This is a genomic window from Kribbella sp. CA-247076 (assembly GCF_050942445.1).
Classification (GTDB): Bacteria; Actinomycetota; Actinomycetes; order Propionibacteriales; family Kribbellaceae; genus Kribbella.
In genome coordinates, this window is record NZ_CP192051.1 from 4,746,497 (window position 1) to 4,762,091 (window position 15,595).

Here is a 15,595-nt window from a genome sequence, read left to right on the forward strand (position 1 = left end):
CGCCGGGGCGGCGCGCCGCAGGCCGTTGGGAGCGGGTGCGTCAGTTCTCGGTGTGCGTCGGCGGCAGCTTGCTGGTGTCCTGCACCTTGCCGTCCTTGCTCTTGCCCGCGTCCGGTACGTCGACCGGGTCCTTGGCCGGCTCCTCGACGGCGACCGGCTCCTCGGCGGCGTCGGCCGGGTCCTCGACCCGGTCCTCGGCGGCCGGGGTCTCGGCGACGTCCTCGTCCGGGATGACCCGGCCGATCGCGGCCTTGACGACCTGCACCAGGACGCCGTCGGAGATCTCCAGCGTCACGTAGTCGTCGTCGACCTCCTCGACGATCCCGACCAGGCCGCTGGTGGTGATCACCTTCGTGCCCGGGGTGAGGGCGGCGACGGTGTCGGCCTGCCGCTGGCGCTGCTTGCGCTGCGTGCGGCTCATGAACCAAATCATCCCGACGATCAGGATCAACGGCAGCAGCAGCGTGAAGCCGGAGCCGCCCCCGGAAGAGGCCATCGGTACGGCGATCAGTTGCATCGGGACTCAGAATCCTTCGTCATCGGGGGTACGGGGCGTCCGGCACGCTCTGCAGAGGCGTGCAGGTCGCAGCGGAACGACCTGAGGTCAGGCCACCGGGGAGTCTAACCCTGGGTGGCAACATTTCCCTCATGACACCGGGTCACGTTTGAGTTACTCAAGCGGTCGTCCGGTGCCGTGTTCACTCTGTGTCGAAGAGCGTGTCCGCGAACGTCGCGCCCTTCGGGACTTTCAGCCCGATGTGCCGCCAGGCCGCGGGCGTGGCGACGCGACCGCGCGGCGTACGAGCCAGATAGCCCGACCGGACCAGGAATGGTTCAGCCACTTCCTCCACGGTCTCACGTTCTTCGCCGACCGCAACCGCGAGCGTCGACAGACCGACCGGGCCGCCCCCGAAGCGGCGGCAGAGCGCGTCCAGGACGGACCGGTCCAGCCGGTCCAGACCCATCTTGTCCACCTCGTACAGCTCGAGCGCCGCTTTCGACAGCGCGAGCGTGATGATCCCGTCGGCGCGGACCTCGGCGTAGTCGCGCACCCGGCGGAGCAGCCGGTTCGCGATCCGGGGCGTACCGCGGGACCGGGAGGCGATCTCGGCCGCGCCCTCGGGGGTGATGTCGACCTCGAGCAGGGCGGCCGAGCGGTTGACGATCTTCTCCAGCTCGGCGGCCTCGTAGAACTCCAGGTGACCGGTGAACCCGAACCGGTCCCGCAGCGGCCCCGGGAGCAGACCCGCCCGGGTGGTCGCGCCGACGAGGGTGAACGGCGGGATCTCCAACGGGATCGCGGTCGCGCCCGGCCCCTTGCCGACGATCACGTCGACCCGGAAGTCCTCCATCGCCATGTAGAGCAGCTCTTCGGCGGGCCGGGACATCCGGTGGATCTCGTCGAGGAACAGCACCTCGCCCTCGCTCAACCCGGACAGGATCGCGGCCAGGTCGCCGGCGTGCTGGATCGCCGGACCGCTGGTCACCCGCAGCGGCGCCGACAGCTCGCTGGCGATGATCATCGCCAGCGTGGTCTTGCCGAGGCCGGGCGGCCCGGACAGCAGCACGTGGTCCGGAGCTCGGTTGCGCCCGCGGGCCGCGTGCAGGACGAGCTCGAGCTGCTCGCTGACGCGGCGTTGACCGCCGAACTCGGCCAGCGTGCGCGGCCGGAGCGCGGACTCGATCTTGCGTTCCTCGAGATCCACGGCGTCCGCGGACACGAGCGGCCGGACGTTGTCTTCCATCGGCTACGCCTTCGACAGCACGCGCAGCGCGGCGCGGAGCAGATCGGGGACGGACGGGTTCGGGTTGTCGGCGGCGAGCGGCGACACCGCGGTGACCGCGTCCTCCGCGTCGCGGGCGGACCAGCCGAGCCCGACCAGACCGGCGTGCACCTGGTCCCGCCAGGCCTCCTGCGACTGCAGCGGCCGGCCGGTCACCGTCTTCGACGGCGCACCGATCTTGTCCTTGAGCTCCAGCACGATCCGCTGCGCACCCTTCTTCCCGATCCCCGGGACCTTCACGAGTACGGCGAGGTCCTCGGTCGCCACCGCCTGCCGCAGCTGCTCCGGGCTCAGCACGGCCAGCGCGGCCTGGGCCAGCCTCGGGCCGACACCGGAGGCGGTCTGCAGCAACTCGAACAGGCTCTTCGCGTCGTCGTCGGCGAAGCCGTACAGCGTCAGCGAGTCCTCACGGACCACCATCGACGTCGCGACCCGGGCCTCCTGCCCCGGCCGCAACCCCGCCAGCGTGCCGGGATCGCAGTACACCTGCAGGCCCACTCCCCCGACCTCGATCACGGCACTGTCCACACCGATGGCCGCCACCGGCCCCCGCACGAACGCGATCATCGCCATCCTCCCGGTACGCGCCTACTCATCTCTTGCTCTCCTGGGCGGCCACCGCCGCACGGAGTCTCGCCACCTGCAGGCGGGACTGCGCCTGCGCCATGGCCTCGAGGTTCGTCCGGCTGCCGGCCGCCTCCTGCAGCCGGGACGCCGTCCCGCCGCGCCAGACCTGGCAGATCGCCAGCGCCAGCGCGTCCGCCGCGTCGGCGGGTGTCGGCCGCTCGGCCAGCTTCAGGATCCGGGTCACCATCGTGGTGACCTGCTCCTTGCCCGCGCGGCCGGAGCCGGTGACCGCGGCCTTGACCTCACTCGGTGTGTGCAGCGCGACCGGCAGACCACGCCGGGCCGCGACCACCATCGCGACCCCGGACGCCTGCGCCGTGCCCATCACCGTGCGCACGTTGTGCTGCGCGAACACGCGCTCCACCGCGACCGCGTCCGGCCGGTGCTCGGTGATCCACTCCTCGAGCTCGGCCTCGATCCGGACCAGCCGCTTGGCCACATCCAGCTCGGCAGGCGTTCGGATCACGCCCACGGCGACCAGCGCCGGCGGCTTGCCGGGTGAGCCCTCGACGATGCCGAGGCCGCACCGGGTCAGCCCCGGGTCGACGCCGAGCACCCGCATGGACCACCTCCGAACGTTTGTTCGACAACCCTATCGGCAGCGCGATCAGAAGTAGTCGAGCATGTACGGCGTGGCGCCCGCGAAGACCATGTCGAGGGCGGCAGCGGCTCCGCCGGAGGCCAGACCACTCGCACGCAGCGTGGCCAGCGGCGTACCGGCGTAGAGAGCCGCGAGACCGCGCGGTCCCAGGTGAAGGACGTCCCCGCCGGCTTGGGTCGGGGTGAGTCGTCCGGAGCCGTCGGCGACCGACAGGTGCCAGTCGCCGCTGTTGGCCGGTACGTCGGTGTCGTCGATGCGCAGATCGACCTCTACGGCGACGTCCGGCGCGTATCCGCGTGCGGCGATCGCAGCCGGTGCGTCGAGCAGCCGCACCATCCAGCGCTGGTGCTGCACGTCCTTGTGGGCCTCGTGCTCGATCATGAGGTGCACCGGGTCGTTCGGGGAGATGTACGCCTGCACAGTGCTCGCGATGGACGACCCTGAGCCGACAGTGGCCCACAGTGCGCGGGCGGTCGCCTCGGAACCGGCCACAAGCTCGTCCACGCACAGGTCGGAGCCGGACCAGTTGTAGACGACGAATCCGTCGTCGGCGAGGTATGCGAAGTTGTCCTCGTCCGCGAGCCACTCCGTGACCTGCTGGACCGGCCAGATGAGCGGACCGCTGGTACGACGCCGCTCGTGCAACTGCCCGACCACCTCGAGGAACCGCGCCGCGTCCTCCGGCCCGGCCCGCCGTACGTCGACCTCCTTGCCGCCGAGCGCACGGAGATCGGCCGCCGGGAAGGAGTACCGGTACCGGCCACCGCCGAACTCGTAGCCGAGATGCCGGTAGATCACCGTGGTCGCCGGATAGAGCCCGGTCAGCGGGAAGCCCTTGTCCACGGCCCGCTGCAGCACTCCGCGCATCAGCATGCTGCCGACACCACGCCCGCGGTACTCCGGTGAGACGACCACCCCCGCGACGCCGGCCATCGGCACCCGGCGACCGCACCACCACTGCTCGAAGTCCCAGAACCGGGCGGCCGCCACCACCTCGTCCCCGTCGGCCACACCGACGTACCGCCCGTCCTGCAGGAACACGCGGGCGTCCCGCAGCCACTGCTCCCGATCCCCCGCCGCCAGCATCCCGAACGACCGCGCCCTGACCCGGATCACCGCATCCAGCTGGTCCTCGGCCACATCCACGAACCGCAACCCGTCACTCACCCCGCAGACCCTACGCGTCGCCGGTTTCGTCGGGCGAACTACTTCTTGTCGGTGACCCAGAGGTGGATGGTGCCTTCGACCACCACGGTCCCGTCGGTGCGGGTGGCTTTCACGTGGACGGGGACGTCGGGGCCGGTGGTCCAGGACTGGGGATCGGTCTCGGCGGAGCAGGTGAGGCTGGTCGTGGACTTGGCGAGGTAGGCGACCTCCATGCCCTTCGGGAGCCAGCGTTTGCCGTCCGGGATGGTTGCCTCCGCCAACGCGCCCATGGCCGCCTCCAGGCCGTTGCAGACGGCGATCGCGTGGACGGTGCCGATGTGGTTGTGCACGGCGCGCCGCTTCGGCAGCACCAGGGCCGCGTAGTTCGGGCTGACCTGCACGAACCGCGGCCGGATCGACCGGAAGTACGGCGCCTTCCAGGTGAACCCGCGTGAGAACACCCGGTCCCCGCCCGGAACCGTCCGCAACTTCTCCCACATTCCCAGCACTTGGTTCGCCATGCCGCGCATGTTACCCGCGAGTTACTTACGACGTCGAGCCCATCACGTGACCGTGGACGTCAGGGTGACGTCCACGGTCGCGCGGTTCAGGTAGTCGGTCCAGGCCTGCGCCAGTCGGGTGACACCTTGCTGCAAGGTCGCCGCGGGCAACGCGTACGGCAGCCGGGTGTGGTTGTCGGTGCTCCCGTCGGCCGAGAAGACCGCGCCCGGCAGCAGTGCGACGCCGTACCGCAGAGCGATCTGGGCGAAGTGCGTCGCGTCACCCTGCGGCAGCCGGACCCACAGGGACGCACCGGCCTGCGGTTCGCGCCAGGTCCAGTCCGGCAGGTGCCGGCCGAGCAGCTCGGTCAGCGTGCGCAATCCTTCCGGCAACGCCGTACGACGTTCCGCCTCGGCGTCGTCGCGGTGGTCCATCAGCCGTACGGCGACCTCCTGGGCGATCAGGGAGCTGCCGAGATCGGTGATTCCGCGGACCTGCGCGAACCGCGAGACGGCCTGCGGGACGGTCCGGATCCAGCCCAGCCGCAACCCGCCCCAGAACAGCTTGCTCATCGAGCCGATGGTCACCAGCCGCTCGTGCGTGGTCAGCGCGGGCGCCGTCGGCCGGCCGTCGAACGACGTACCCGCGAGGGAGGTGTCGTCGACGAGCACGACCTCGTGCTGGTCGAGCAGCTTCGCCAGCCGCTGCCTGCGATCCTCGGACAGCACGGCGCCGGTCGGATTGTGGGCGGCGGTCTGCACGTAGACCAGCCGCGGCGCTTCGGTCGCCAGCATGGCCTCCAGCGCGGCGACGTCGAGCCCATCGGCGTCGGTCCGCACGGTTCGCAGCCGGCTGCCCGTCCGGGCGAACGCTTCGAGAGCCCCGCGGTACGTCGGCTGCTCGACCACCACCCCGTCCCCGGGCTGCACGCACCCACGCGCCACCAACTCCAAAGCCTGCTGCGCACCGGAGGTGATCAGGATCTCCTCCGGCGCGGTCGGCATCCCTGCATCGCTGTACCAGCGGGCGATCCGCTCGCGCAGCGCCGGCAGCCCGCGCAGGTGGTAGCCGTGGTGCGTGCCGGTGAGGCGCAGGTAGTCGTCGCGGGTCAGACTGGCCGCGACGTCGGCGACCAGGTCGAGGCTGGGCAGCGCGGCGGTGGCGAAGTCGATCGTTGCCAACGGCCCGTTCAGGAACTGGCTGGCCGCGTGGTCCCCGGCCAGCATTCCGCCGGAAACAGTCTCCCGGGCGTGCGCCGTGCTGACCCGCGTCCCACTCCCCTGCCGGCGCTCGAGCCGCCCGCTCTCCCGCAGCGCCTGGTACGCCGCGACCACCGTCGTCCGGCTCACGGTCAGGGCCGCCGCGAGCGCACGCTCCGGCGGGAGTACGGCGGCCGGCGGCAGCTCACCGCGGTCGATCAACTCCGCCAGGCTCTCGCTCAACTGCCGGTAGAGCGGACCCGAGCGCGCGCCCGTGCCGACGAGCATCCGCGCGAGCTCATCGGCCGAGAATCTGAGGCCATTGCCGTCCGGAATCACGAAACAGAGTCCAATTTCGTTGATGTGGCTCTAGAGAACTGTCTTCAATGAAGCCAATCTAGCGCTCATTGAACCGAGTGGGAACGAATTGGTCTGTGAGGTGAGGCGCAATGAGGTCGACACTGGGTGCCTTGCTGCTCGCCGTCACGACGGTGGTCACGCTGCCGGGATGTGCCACGGTCGCCGCACCGGGCACCGGGTCGCTGAACGCCGGCGGCCCACAGGACACGTTCCGGTCGCTGCGCATCATGGGATCCGACTTCCCCTACACCGATGCCACGGTCGCCGCGTTCGAGCAGCAGCATCCCGACATCGACGTCGAGTACGTGAAAGGTGCGGTCTCGTTCGAGGAGGGCAGCGTACAGACGCTGCTGCGGTCCGGCAGCGGACCGGACCTGTTGCTGGTGAACTCGGGTCCGGGCCGGGTCGGCCTGCTCGCCGACGCCGGGCTGATCTGGCCGCTGGACGAGGTGTTCGCGACCAACGGCCTGGCCGACCGGTTCCAGCCGGAGGTCGTCCGGCAGACCCGGGCCGGCAACGACGACCGCGTCTACGAGATCGTCGAGGGCCTGGACGTGTTCCAGGTGTACTACAACAAGAAGATCTTCGCGGCTCACGGTCTCGACGTCCCGAAGGACTGGGACGCCTTCCTGGACACCTGCGGGAAGCTGAAGGACGCGGGCGTGAAGCCCTTGCTGGCCGGGGCCCGGGACAACTTCGCCGGTGGCTGGCTGCTCGGCTCGCTCGTGCAGGCATCCGCGGGTCGGGACCTGATGAGCGACATCCTGGCCGGGTCCGCGTCGTTCGCCGACCCCGCGGTCGTCACCGGCGGCCGGATGCTGGCCGAGTTGATCGAGCGCGGCTGCGTCGACGGCGGTCAGGCGGCCGCGCTCGACGGTGGCCAGGCCCAGGCCGCGTTCTGGCGGGGCGGTGGCGCGATGACCGTCGTACCGCAGGGGTCGATGGCGGACGCGCGGCAGGACGGTGTCGACGTGTCGGCGTACGGCGCGTTTCCGATGCCGCCGCGCGATGCGGAAGCCGAAGCGCTGCCGACCGCGGGGCTGGCGCTGAGCTGGGTCGTCAACAAGAGCACGAAGTCCCGGTCCGCGGTGGTCGAGTGGCTGCGCTGGCTGGCCAGTCCCGAGTACCTGGAGCTGACCGCGGCCGAGGGCCGGACGCTGGTGCCGGCGCAGGTCGTCCCGGCGGGCCTGAAGCTCGACCCGGCGGTCCAGGACGGGTTGGACAAGGTTGCCAAGGGCACCGGCTTCAACCCGAGCGTGTACCTGCCGGACGCCGCGAAGGAGGCCTGGTACCAAGCCGTCCAAGGGCTGCTGACCCGGCGCCTCTCCCCCGAGCGGGCGATGCAGGCCGTGCAGGACGAACTGGCGGCGAGCCGATGACGACCCGCACTGGTTCGAGACGTACGGCGCTGATCGCCGTCATGCTGCTGCCGTCGTTGCTGCTGCTCGCGGTCTTCCTGTTCCTGCCGCTGCTGCGGGGGATCCAGCTGAGCTTCTACACCTGGGACGGCATCGCCCCGGTGATGCACCGGGCCTGGTTCGACAACTACGCGAACGTCTGGACGGACCCCGCGTTCCTGCGGGCGCTGAGCCGGACGGTGATCTGGTGGGCGATGCACCTCGGGCTCGCGGTCGGCGGCGGACTGTTGCTGGCGGCACTGATCAGCGAGATCCGCTGGCGCCGGGCGCAGACCCTGTTTCGGAGCCTGGCGTTCGTCCCGCACATCATGTCGCTGGCCGTCGTCGGCGTGATCTGGAGCCAGCTCTACCACCCGACCATCGGGCTGCTGAACGGATTCCTCGGCGCGATCGGCCTGGACAGGCTGGTCGAGCCCTGGCTGGGCAGTACGACGTTCGCCCTGCCGGCCGTCGGGGTCGCGAGCGCCTGGCAGGCGTACGGCTTCTACCTGGTGATCTTCCTGGCCGCGATCCAGGCGGTGGACCCGGCGCTGCACGAGGCCGCGGCGATCGACGGCGCCGGGCCGTGGCAGCGGTTCCGCAACATCACCGTGCCGTCGCTGCACAACGCGATCAGCCTGGTCGTCGTCCTCGCGTTCATCAACGCGCTGAAGGGGTTCGGGACGGTCTGGTCGATGACCGAGGGCGGTCCGGACCGCTCCACCGAGCTGGTCGCGGTCTACGCGTACCGGCAGGCGTTCAGCCTCGGCGACATCGGCACCGCGAGAGCCGCCGGATTGAGTATCGCGGTGATCGCCGTCGTCATCTCGGTCGGCTTCAACCGCTGGCGTGACCGCGCCGCGATGGGAAGGTGAGCACGATGCGAACCGTCAGCCGATGGCACCACACGCTGGTCGTGCTGGTGGCCGTGATCGCCGGCGCCACCATGGTGCCGGTGCTGTGGGCCGCGTTCAGCGCGTTCAAGAACGACACCGAGATCTTCGGCGAGCCGCTCGGCCTGCCCGGTCAGTGGCGCTGGGAGAACTTCCGGACCGTCTGGACCACCGGCGACTTCAGCACGTACTTCGTGAACAGCGCGGTGATCGCGGTCGCGGTGACCGCGCTGACCGTGGCCGTCACCTGCCCGGCCGGGTACGCCTTCGGCAAGCTGACGAAGGGCCGGAGCAACGGCATCTTCTACGCCTACCTGCTGGTGATGACGCTGCCGGGTGAGGCGATCATGGTGCCGACGTTCTACCAGTTGCGGGAGATGTCCCTGGTCGACAGCCGGGTCGGCCTCGGCCTGATCCTGGTCGCCGGCGGCGTACCGCTCGGGGTCTTCATCGCCCGCAACTTCTTCCGGGACCTGCCGAACGAGCTGATCGAGTCGGCCCGGGTCGACGGGGCCGGCGACTGGCGGATCTTCCGCAGCGTGATGCTGCCGCTGGCCAAGCCGGCCGTGCTCGCGGTCGGCGTGTTCAGCTTCCTCGGCGCCTGGAACGAGTACCAGCTGGCGCTGCTGTTGCTGTTCAGCCAGGAGAAGCGGACGATCCCGCTCGGGCTGGTGCAGTTCCAGGGCCAGTACAGCGCCGACTCGGGCGCGTTGTTCGCCGGCATCGTGCTGGCGATGATCCCGTCCGTGCTGGTGTACGTCGTGTTGCAGCGATCCTTCACCCGTGGCCTCGTGGCTGGAGCCTTGCGATGACCGTGACCTATCAGTTCGAGTATCCCGAGCGGCTGCGCTGCGCCTTCATCGGCGCGGGCGGCCACTCGTACCGCAACGTCTATCCGACCTTCCAGTACGCGCCGGTCGACCTGGTGGCGGTGTGCGACGTCCAGCTCGACCGCGCCCGGACGTACGCGCGGAGCTTCGGCGCTCCGTCGGCGTACGACGACCATCGCGAGATGCTGGCCGCCGAGCGGCCGGACGCCGTCTTCATCGTCACCTCCTACACGGCCGACGGCGACGTCCAGGCGACGGCGCTGGCCGAGGACTGTCTGCGCGCGGGCGCGCACGTGTGGATGGAGAAGCCGACGGCCGCGGGACTCGCGCAGCTGGACCGGTTGCAGGCGGCCGCCGACGAGACCGGACTGACCGTGATGACTGGGCTGAAGAAGATCTTCACGCCGGCGATGGAGAAGGTGAAGGCGATCCTGGCGACGCCGGAGTTCGGTACGCCGAGCTCGATCTCGGTGCGCTACCCGCAGTCGCTGCCGGCGCCCGCCGACCGGTCCGACGACGTCCGGATGATCGGCTTCCTGGACCACATCTTCCACCCGGGTGCGGTACTCACCCACCTGATGGGCCCGGTACGGCGGCTGACCTACGAGTGGGAGCCGACGACCGGGGCCAGCGTCTCCAGCCTGCTGTTCGAGTCCGGAGCCGTCGGCACGCTCCACCTCGCCGCCGGATCCGCCACCGGAGCTCCGCTGGAGCGGGTCGAGGTGGTCGGCGACGGCGCCAACGTGGTCGTGGACAACGGCGTACGGCTGACCTACTACCGGGCCGGTGCCTCGTTGCCGTACGGGCGCTCGGCGTCCTTCGTCACCCCGGACGAGGTCGCGCCGCTGCACTGGGAGCCGGAGTTCTCACTCGGCCAGCTCTACAACAAGAACCTGTTCTACCTCGGGTACGTGCCCGAGGTGGTGCACTTCTGCGAGAGCGTGCTGGCCGGCAAGCCTCCGGAGAAGGGCACCCTCGCCGACGTCCGGGAGATCCTCAAGCTGTACGAGCTGTATCGACGAACTGGGAGCTGACAGATGGCAGAGAAGAGCCGGATGACCCCCGCGGCCGCGGTCCAGGTCGAGGACCAGACGTGGGGACGGCTGGAGTGGATGGTCTCCGGTGCCCTGGGCAACTCCGACACGATGACGGTCGGCCGGTGCTACATCCGTCCGGGCGAGCAGAACCCGCGGCACTACCACCCCAACTGCGACGAGGTGCTGCACGTGCTGCAGGGCACCATCGAGCACACCGTCGACGACGACAAGGTGACGATGGGGCCGGGCGACACCATCAGCATCCCGGCGGGCGCGCTGCACAACGCCCGCAACGTCGGCACCGACGAGGCGATCTTCGTCATCTCGTTCTCGGCGCCGGACCGGCAGACGGTGGGTGAGTGAGATGCCGACCGTGGTGCTGCTCGGCACGCTCGACACCAAGGGCGAGGAGTACGCGTTCGTCCGCGACCGACTGACGGCGGCGGGCCTGACGGTGGTCGTGGTCGATGCCGGGGTGCTGGGCGAGCCGCGGCTGACCGCCGACGTCCCGCGCGAGGACGTGGCCGCCGCGGCGGCCGCCGATCTCGCGGCGCTGCGCGATGCGGCTGATCGCGGTGCGGCCGTGACCGCGATGGCTGCCGGCGCGGCGGCCGTCGTCCGCCGATTGTCCGATCAGGGCCGGTGCGACGGCGCCCTCGCCCTCGGCGGCACCGGTGGTACGTCGATCGCCGCCGAGGCGTTCCGTGGTCTGCCGCTCGGCGTACCGAAGGTGATCGTGTCGACCGCAGCGGCCGGCGACACGTCGGCGTACCTGCGGGAGACCGACCTGGTGCTGATGCCGAGCGTGGTCGACGTGGCCGGGGTGAACCGGCTGTCGGCCCGCATCCTGGCGAACGCGGCGGCGGCCGTGGCCGGGATGGTGACCGCCGAGCCGGTCGAGGTCGCCGACGACAAGCCGTTGGTGGCGGCGAGCATGTTCGGCGTGACCACGCCGGCCGTGGACGCGGCGCGGGGACGGTTGGGCGAGCTCGGGTACGAGGTGCTGGTGTTCCACATGACCGGGACCGGTGGGCGGACGCTCGAGTCGCTCGCGGCTTCGGGTCAACTGGCCGGCGTCCTGGATCTCACGACGACCGAGCTGGCCGACGAGCTCGTCGGCGGGGTGTTCTCCGCCGGGCCGGACCGGCTCACCGCGGCCGGACGGGCCGGGATCCCGCAGGTGGTCTCGGTCGGGGCGATGGACATGGTCAACTTCGGGCCGCGGGACACGGTGCCCGCGGAGTTCGCGGACCGGAAGCTGTTCGTGCACAACCCGAGCGTCACGCTGATGCGGACGACGCCGGCCGAGTGCGCCGAGCTCGGCCGCCGGCTGGCGCTGCGGCTGAACGGCGCGACCGGGCCGACCGCGTTGTTGCTGCCGCTCCGCGGGGTGTCCGCGATCGCGGTCGGGGGCGGCGTGTTCCACGACCCGGACGCCGACGCCGCCCTGTTCGGCGCGATCCGGGACACCCTGGACCGCTCGGTCGTCGAGCTGGTGGAAGTCGATGCCGCGATCAACGACGAGGCCTTCGCCCACGCAGCCGCGAACATGCTGAACACCTACCTGCAGAAGGGGAACTGAGTATGGAACGCGAGGCCATCCTGGAGCGACTGCGGGCGAAGCGGGCAGCCGGTGAGCTGATCGTCGGCGGCGGTGCGGGCACCGGGCTGTCGGCCAAGTGCGAGGAGGCCGGTGGAATCGACCTGATCGTGATCTACAACTCCGGCCGCTACCGGATGGCCGGTCGCGGCTCGCTGGCCGGGCTGCTCGCCTATGGCAACGCGAACGACATCGTGCTGGACATGGGCCGTGAAGTGCTGCCGGTGGTCAAGCACACGCCGGTCCTGGCCGGCGTGAACGGGACCGACCCGTTCTACCAGCCGACCGAGTACCTCCGCCGCCTGACCGGCCTCGGCTTCTCCGGCGTGCAGAACTTTCCCACGGTCGGCCTGATCGACGGCACCTTCCGGGCAAACCTGGAGGAGACCGGGATGGGGTACGCCGAGGAGGTCGCGATGATCGCCACCGCCCACGAGCTCGGGCTGCTGACCACGCCGTACGTGTTCTCCGCCGCGGACGCGACCGCGATGACCGAGGCCGGCGCCGACATCGTGGTCTGCCACCTCGGCCTGACCACCGGCGGGTCGATCGGTGCCGGGACCGCGCGGACGCTCGAGGGGTGCGCCGTACTGATCGACGAGTGGACGGCCGCGGCGCGGGCGGTCCGGCCGGACGTCTTCGTGCTGTGCCACGGCGGCCCGATCGCCGAACCGGACGACGTCCGGCGGATCCTCGAACTCTGCCCGTCGATCGACGGCTTCTACGGTGCGTCCTCGATGGAGCGGCTGCCGACCGAGCAGGCGATCACCGCGACGACCAGCACTTTCGTGAACCTGCGCCGGCCGTAGCTGTTCAACCGGGTCGGGGTGCGGTATCAACGGGAGATGATTCGCAGGCGGGCGGTGCTGGGGGCCGGGGTTGTGTACGGAGTGGCGTCCGGGGTGGCGCTGACCGGGTGTACGGCGGGCGAGGCGGACACCCCGACGCCGTCCCAGCAGTTCGACCCGAACGACTGGGCGTCGGTGCGGGCGCAGTTCGCGCTGGATCCGAAGCTGGCGCACTTCGCGTCGTTCCTCTTCGCCTCGCACCCGGCCCCGGTGCGGCAGGCGATCGACCGGCACCGCGCGGGCCTCGACGCCGATCCGGCCGGCTACCTGGAGAAGGACATCGAGTACGAGGAGCGGGTCCGGACGGCCGCGGCCGAGTACCTCGGTGCCCAGCCCGGCGACGTCGCGCTCACCGACAGCACCACGATGGGGACCGGACTGGTCTGTGGCGGCCTCAAACTCAAGCCCGGGCAGGACGTCCTCACCACCGAGCACGACTTCTTCGGCACGTACGACGCCCTGCAGAAGCTGACCGCCCGGACCGGCGCGCGAGTACGCCGAGTCCGCCTGTACGACGCTCCGGCGACCGCGACCGCTGGTGACGCGGTCACCAGGTTGAAGGCGGCGATCGGACCGCAAACCCGGCTGGTCGTGGTCACCTGGGTGCACTCGTCGACAGGCGTCCGGCTGCCGGTGCCTGAGATCGCCGCCATGCTGCGGACGGTCAACGCCGGTCGCGCACCGGCCGACCAGGCGCTCCTGTTCGTCGACGGCGTGCACGGCTTCGGTGCCGTGGACACGAAGGTGGCCGACCTCGGCTGCGACTTCTTCACGACCGGGACTCACAAGTGGCTGCACGGCCCGCGCGGTACCGGCGTGCTGTGGTCGAAGTCGTGGGACGCGATCGCGCCGGTGATCCCGAGTTTTTCGATGCCCGACGCACCCGGCCGGTTGGCGACGCCGGGTGGCTATCACTCGGCGGAGCACCGCTGGGCGCTGGCCGAGGCCTTCGAGTTTCACGCGGCGATCGGCCGGTCCCGGATCGGGGCGCGCATCACCGAGCAGGCGACCCAGCTGAAGGACGGGCTGGCCGGGATCGCCTCGGTCACCCTGGCCACGCCGAAGGCCGCCGAGCTGTCAGCCGGGCTGGTGATGTGCTCGATCGACGGGGTCGCTCCACACCAGGCGGCCGGCACGCTCCGGCGCGATCACGGGATCGTGGCCAGCGTGACGCCGTACAACGATCCCCTGCTCCGCTTCGGCCCGGGCATCGTGACCACGCCCGAGGAGGTCGAGCGCGTGGTCAAGGCGGTTGCCTCGATCAACTAACGCGCGTCGCGCTTGGCCTGGCGACGCGCCCCGGCGGCGCGGGTCGACGCGTCCTTCTTCAGCCCGCCGGTGGTCTTGGTCGCCGCCCGCTTGGTCGCCGCCCGCTTGGTCGAGACGGCCGGCTTCGGCTGGGCGGTCGCGCGCTTCGCCGGCGCGGGGGCGGCTGCCTTCGCCGGTCCGTTGACCGCGGCCTTCGCCGACCGGGCCGCCTCGAGCCGCTCGGCGCGCAGTTCCTTCGCCGCGCGGGTGGCCGCCGACGCGACCTCACGGCTCACCCGCGACAGGACCGTCTCGAACAACTCGGCCTTGTCACGGTCCCGCTGGTTCTTCGGGTACGCCTTCCCGCGGCCGCCCGACGGCGCGACCGCCGCACTCGCGCCCCGCCGGTAGTTCTTCACGTACTTCGTCCGGGCGCGGCGGATCCGCTGGTGCAGGTCGAGGAGCTCGTCCTCGTCCAGATCCTTCAGCACCGCCCGCTCGGTCCCGGCGACCAGCATCCGCTCGGCGTCCGTCAACGAGTTCAGCAAGCCCTGGTTCATCGCAGTCTCCTCCGCCCCCTCGCAGACTACGTGACCCCCGAACGACCGTCGAGAACGAGCGATCAGGCGTTGGCGGCCTACCCGGTCAGGCGTTGGCTGCTTCCATGATTTCGTCCGAGACGTCGCCGCTCGTCGGAGACGAGAATCAGCGCAGCGCGCCTACGCGAACTTCTCCGGTGCCCGGTCAGGCGTTGGCGGCTTCCATGATCTCGTCCGACACGTCGAAGTTCGCGTAGACGTTCTGGACGTCGTCGCTGTCCTCGAGGGCGTCGATCAGGCGGAAGATCTTGCCGGCGCCGTCGGCGTCCAGCTCGACCGTCATCGACGGGACGAACTGCACCTCGGCCGACTCGTAGTCGATGCCGGCGTCCTGCAGCGCGGTCCGGGCGCCGACCACGTCGGTGGCCTCGGTGACGACCTCCCAGGACTCGCCGAGGTCGTTCACCTCCTCGGCGCCGGCCTCGAGCACGGCCTCCATCACGTCGTCCTCGGACAGCGACTTCCCGTCCTGCTCCTTGGCGAGCACGATGACGCCCTTGCGGTTGAACAGGTAGGCGACCGAGTTCGGGTCGGCGAGCGAGCCGCCGTTGCGCGACATCGCCGTCCGGACGTCCGCCGCGGCCCGGTTGCGGTTGTCGGTCAGGCACTCGACCAGCATCGCCACGCCGTTCGGGCCGTAGCCCTCGTACATGATCGTCTGGTACTCCGCGCCGCCGGCCTCGGCCCCCGAGCCGCGCTTGACCGCGCGGTCGATGTTGTCGTTCGGGACCGAGGACTTCTTCGCCTTCTGGATGGCGTCGTACAGGGTCGGGTTCCCGCCAGGGTCGCCACCGCCCATCCGGGCGGCCACCTCGATGTTCTTGATCAGCTTCGCGAAGAGCTTGCCGCGCTTCGCGTCGATGACGGCCTTCTTGTGCTTCGTGGTGGCCCACTTGGAGTGGCCTGACATGGCGAACCCAACCCT

The 15,595-nt window shown here is 70.6% G+C and carries 17 protein-coding genes; 8 read left to right on the plus strand and 9 right to left on the minus strand.

Annotation, left to right across the window (positions count from 1 at the left end; translation table 11 throughout):
* Positions 1–40: 40 nt before the first annotated feature.
* The 7 genes from yajC to ACQPYZ_RS22360 all read right to left on the minus strand — a co-directional run bounded on the left by yajC (position 41) and on the right by ACQPYZ_RS22360 (position 6,146).
* A complete protein-coding gene (yajC, locus tag ACQPYZ_RS22330) occupies positions 41–517 on the minus strand; it encodes a preprotein translocase subunit YajC (RefSeq protein ID WP_433159225.1) in 477 nt (158 codons plus the stop codon).
* Between the two features lie 181 nt (positions 518–698).
* A complete protein-coding gene (ruvB, locus tag ACQPYZ_RS22335) occupies positions 699–1,745 on the minus strand; it encodes a Holliday junction branch migration DNA helicase RuvB (protein ID WP_433159228.1) in 1,047 nt (348 codons plus the stop codon).
* Positions 1,746–1,748: 3 nt separating this feature from the next.
* The gene (ruvA, locus tag ACQPYZ_RS22340) at positions 1,749–2,351 is read right to left on the minus strand and encodes a Holliday junction branch migration protein RuvA (protein WP_433159230.1); all 603 of its coding nucleotides are present in this window, start codon (positions 2,349–2,351) and stop codon (positions 1,749–1,751) included.
* A gap of 25 nt (positions 2,352–2,376) precedes the next feature.
* The gene (ruvC, locus tag ACQPYZ_RS22345; protein WP_433159233.1) at positions 2,377–2,973 is read right to left on the minus strand and encodes a crossover junction endodeoxyribonuclease RuvC; all 597 of its coding nucleotides are present in this window, start codon (positions 2,971–2,973) and stop codon (positions 2,377–2,379) included.
* Between the two features lie 45 nt (positions 2,974–3,018).
* The gene (locus ACQPYZ_RS22350; RefSeq protein WP_433159235.1) at positions 3,019–4,179 is read right to left on the minus strand and encodes a GNAT family N-acetyltransferase; all 1,161 of its coding nucleotides are present in this window, start codon (positions 4,177–4,179) and stop codon (positions 3,019–3,021) included.
* A gap of 38 nt (positions 4,180–4,217) precedes the next feature.
* Complete coding sequence (locus ACQPYZ_RS22355; protein ID WP_433159238.1) at positions 4,218–4,679, minus strand: hotdog fold domain-containing protein; 462 nt, start codon at positions 4,677–4,679, stop codon at positions 4,218–4,220.
* A gap of 42 nt (positions 4,680–4,721) precedes the next feature.
* Positions 4,722–6,146, minus strand: coding sequence for a PLP-dependent aminotransferase family protein (locus ACQPYZ_RS22360; RefSeq protein ID WP_433159241.1), 1,425 nt, complete (start codon positions 6,144–6,146; stop codon positions 4,722–4,724).
* 161 nt (positions 6,147–6,307) lie between these two features.
* On the opposite strand from ACQPYZ_RS22360, the gene ACQPYZ_RS22365 reads away from it, so the two are divergent.
* From ACQPYZ_RS22365 to ACQPYZ_RS22400, 8 genes are read left to right on the plus strand one after another with little or no spacing between them, the layout of a single operon-like run.
* Positions 6,308–7,597, plus strand: a complete 1,290-nt coding sequence (locus ACQPYZ_RS22365) for an ABC transporter substrate-binding protein (RefSeq protein ID WP_433159244.1) — start codon at positions 6,308–6,310, stop codon at positions 7,595–7,597.
* Positions 7,594–8,490: a carbohydrate ABC transporter permease gene (locus ACQPYZ_RS22370; RefSeq protein ID WP_433159247.1), complete on the plus strand. Its 897-nt coding sequence runs from the start codon at positions 7,594–7,596 to the stop codon at positions 8,488–8,490. Before ACQPYZ_RS22365 ends, ACQPYZ_RS22370 begins: the two co-directional genes overlap by 4 nt.
* Positions 8,491–8,495: 5 nt before the next feature.
* Positions 8,496–9,320, plus strand: coding sequence for a carbohydrate ABC transporter permease (locus ACQPYZ_RS22375; RefSeq protein WP_433159250.1), 825 nt, complete (start codon positions 8,496–8,498; stop codon positions 9,318–9,320).
* A complete protein-coding gene (locus ACQPYZ_RS22380) occupies positions 9,317–10,372 on the plus strand; it encodes a Gfo/Idh/MocA family protein (RefSeq protein WP_433159253.1) in 1,056 nt (351 codons plus the stop codon). The genes ACQPYZ_RS22375 and ACQPYZ_RS22380 overlap by 4 nt, the downstream gene beginning before the upstream one ends.
* Positions 10,373–10,375: 3 nt before the next feature.
* Positions 10,376–10,738: a cupin domain-containing protein gene (locus tag ACQPYZ_RS22385; protein ID WP_433159256.1), complete on the plus strand. Its 363-nt coding sequence runs from the start codon at positions 10,376–10,378 to the stop codon at positions 10,736–10,738.
* Position 10,739: 1 nt separating this feature from the next.
* Positions 10,740–11,957, plus strand: a complete 1,218-nt coding sequence (locus tag ACQPYZ_RS22390; RefSeq protein WP_433159259.1) for a Tm-1-like ATP-binding domain-containing protein — start codon at positions 10,740–10,742, stop codon at positions 11,955–11,957.
* 2 nt (positions 11,958–11,959) lie between these two features.
* The gene (locus ACQPYZ_RS22395) at positions 11,960–12,784 is read left to right on the plus strand and encodes a phosphoenolpyruvate hydrolase family protein (RefSeq protein ID WP_433159262.1); all 825 of its coding nucleotides are present in this window, start codon (positions 11,960–11,962) and stop codon (positions 12,782–12,784) included.
* A gap of 36 nt (positions 12,785–12,820) precedes the next feature.
* The gene (locus tag ACQPYZ_RS22400) at positions 12,821–14,092 is read left to right on the plus strand and encodes an aminotransferase class V-fold PLP-dependent enzyme (protein WP_433159265.1); all 1,272 of its coding nucleotides are present in this window, start codon (positions 12,821–12,823) and stop codon (positions 14,090–14,092) included.
* Here the strand turns inward: ACQPYZ_RS22400 and ACQPYZ_RS22405 are convergent.
* Complete coding sequence (locus tag ACQPYZ_RS22405; RefSeq protein WP_433159268.1) at positions 14,089–14,631, minus strand: hypothetical protein; 543 nt, start codon at positions 14,629–14,631, stop codon at positions 14,089–14,091. The genes ACQPYZ_RS22400 and ACQPYZ_RS22405 overlap by 4 nt on opposite strands.
* A gap of 184 nt (positions 14,632–14,815) precedes the next feature.
* Complete coding sequence (locus ACQPYZ_RS22410) at positions 14,816–15,580, minus strand: YebC/PmpR family DNA-binding transcriptional regulator (protein WP_132316240.1); 765 nt, start codon at positions 15,578–15,580, stop codon at positions 14,816–14,818.
* Between the last annotated feature and the right edge of the window lie 15 nt (positions 15,581–15,595).

What these genes read in the sequence shown, in the direction of transcription:
- ACQPYZ_RS22410 (WP_132316240.1), bottom strand. Translation starts at nt 15,580, where the DNA reads ATGTCAGGCCACTCCAAGTGGGCCACCACGAAGCACAAGAAGGCCGTC.
- ACQPYZ_RS22365 (WP_433159244.1), top strand. Translation starts at nt 6,308, where the DNA reads ATGAGGTCGACACTGGGTGCCTTGCTGCTCGCCGTCACGACGGTGGTC.
- ACQPYZ_RS22400 (WP_433159265.1), top strand. Translation starts at nt 12,821, where the DNA reads ATGATTCGCAGGCGGGCGGTGCTGGGGGCCGGGGTTGTGTACGGAGTG.
- ACQPYZ_RS22390 (WP_433159259.1), top strand. Translation starts at nt 10,740, where the DNA reads ATGCCGACCGTGGTGCTGCTCGGCACGCTCGACACCAAGGGCGAGGAG.
- ACQPYZ_RS22355 (WP_433159238.1), bottom strand. Translation starts at nt 4,679, where the DNA reads ATGGCGAACCAAGTGCTGGGAATGTGGGAGAAGTTGCGGACGGTTCCG.
- yajC (WP_433159225.1), bottom strand. Translation starts at nt 517, where the DNA reads ATGCAACTGATCGCCGTACCGATGGCCTCTTCCGGGGGCGGCTCCGGC.
- ACQPYZ_RS22370 (WP_433159247.1), top strand. Translation starts at nt 7,594, where the DNA reads ATGACGACCCGCACTGGTTCGAGACGTACGGCGCTGATCGCCGTCATG.
- ruvB (WP_433159228.1), bottom strand. Translation starts at nt 1,745, where the DNA reads ATGGAAGACAACGTCCGGCCGCTCGTGTCCGCGGACGCCGTGGATCTC.
- ruvA (WP_433159230.1), bottom strand. Translation starts at nt 2,351, where the DNA reads ATGATCGCGTTCGTGCGGGGGCCGGTGGCGGCCATCGGTGTGGACAGT.
- ACQPYZ_RS22395 (WP_433159262.1), top strand. Translation starts at nt 11,960, where the DNA reads ATGGAACGCGAGGCCATCCTGGAGCGACTGCGGGCGAAGCGGGCAGCC.
- ACQPYZ_RS22375 (WP_433159250.1), top strand. Translation starts at nt 8,496, where the DNA reads ATGCGAACCGTCAGCCGATGGCACCACACGCTGGTCGTGCTGGTGGCC.
- ruvC (WP_433159233.1), bottom strand. Translation starts at nt 2,973, where the DNA reads ATGCGGGTGCTCGGCGTCGACCCGGGGCTGACCCGGTGCGGCCTCGGC.
- ACQPYZ_RS22380 (WP_433159253.1), top strand. Translation starts at nt 9,317, where the DNA reads ATGACCGTGACCTATCAGTTCGAGTATCCCGAGCGGCTGCGCTGCGCC.
- ACQPYZ_RS22385 (WP_433159256.1), top strand. Translation starts at nt 10,376, where the DNA reads ATGGCAGAGAAGAGCCGGATGACCCCCGCGGCCGCGGTCCAGGTCGAG.
- ACQPYZ_RS22360 (WP_433159241.1), bottom strand. Translation starts at nt 6,146, where the DNA reads ATGCTCGTCGGCACGGGCGCGCGCTCGGGTCCGCTCTACCGGCAGTTG.
- ACQPYZ_RS22405 (WP_433159268.1), bottom strand. Translation starts at nt 14,631, where the DNA reads ATGAACCAGGGCTTGCTGAACTCGTTGACGGACGCCGAGCGGATGCTG.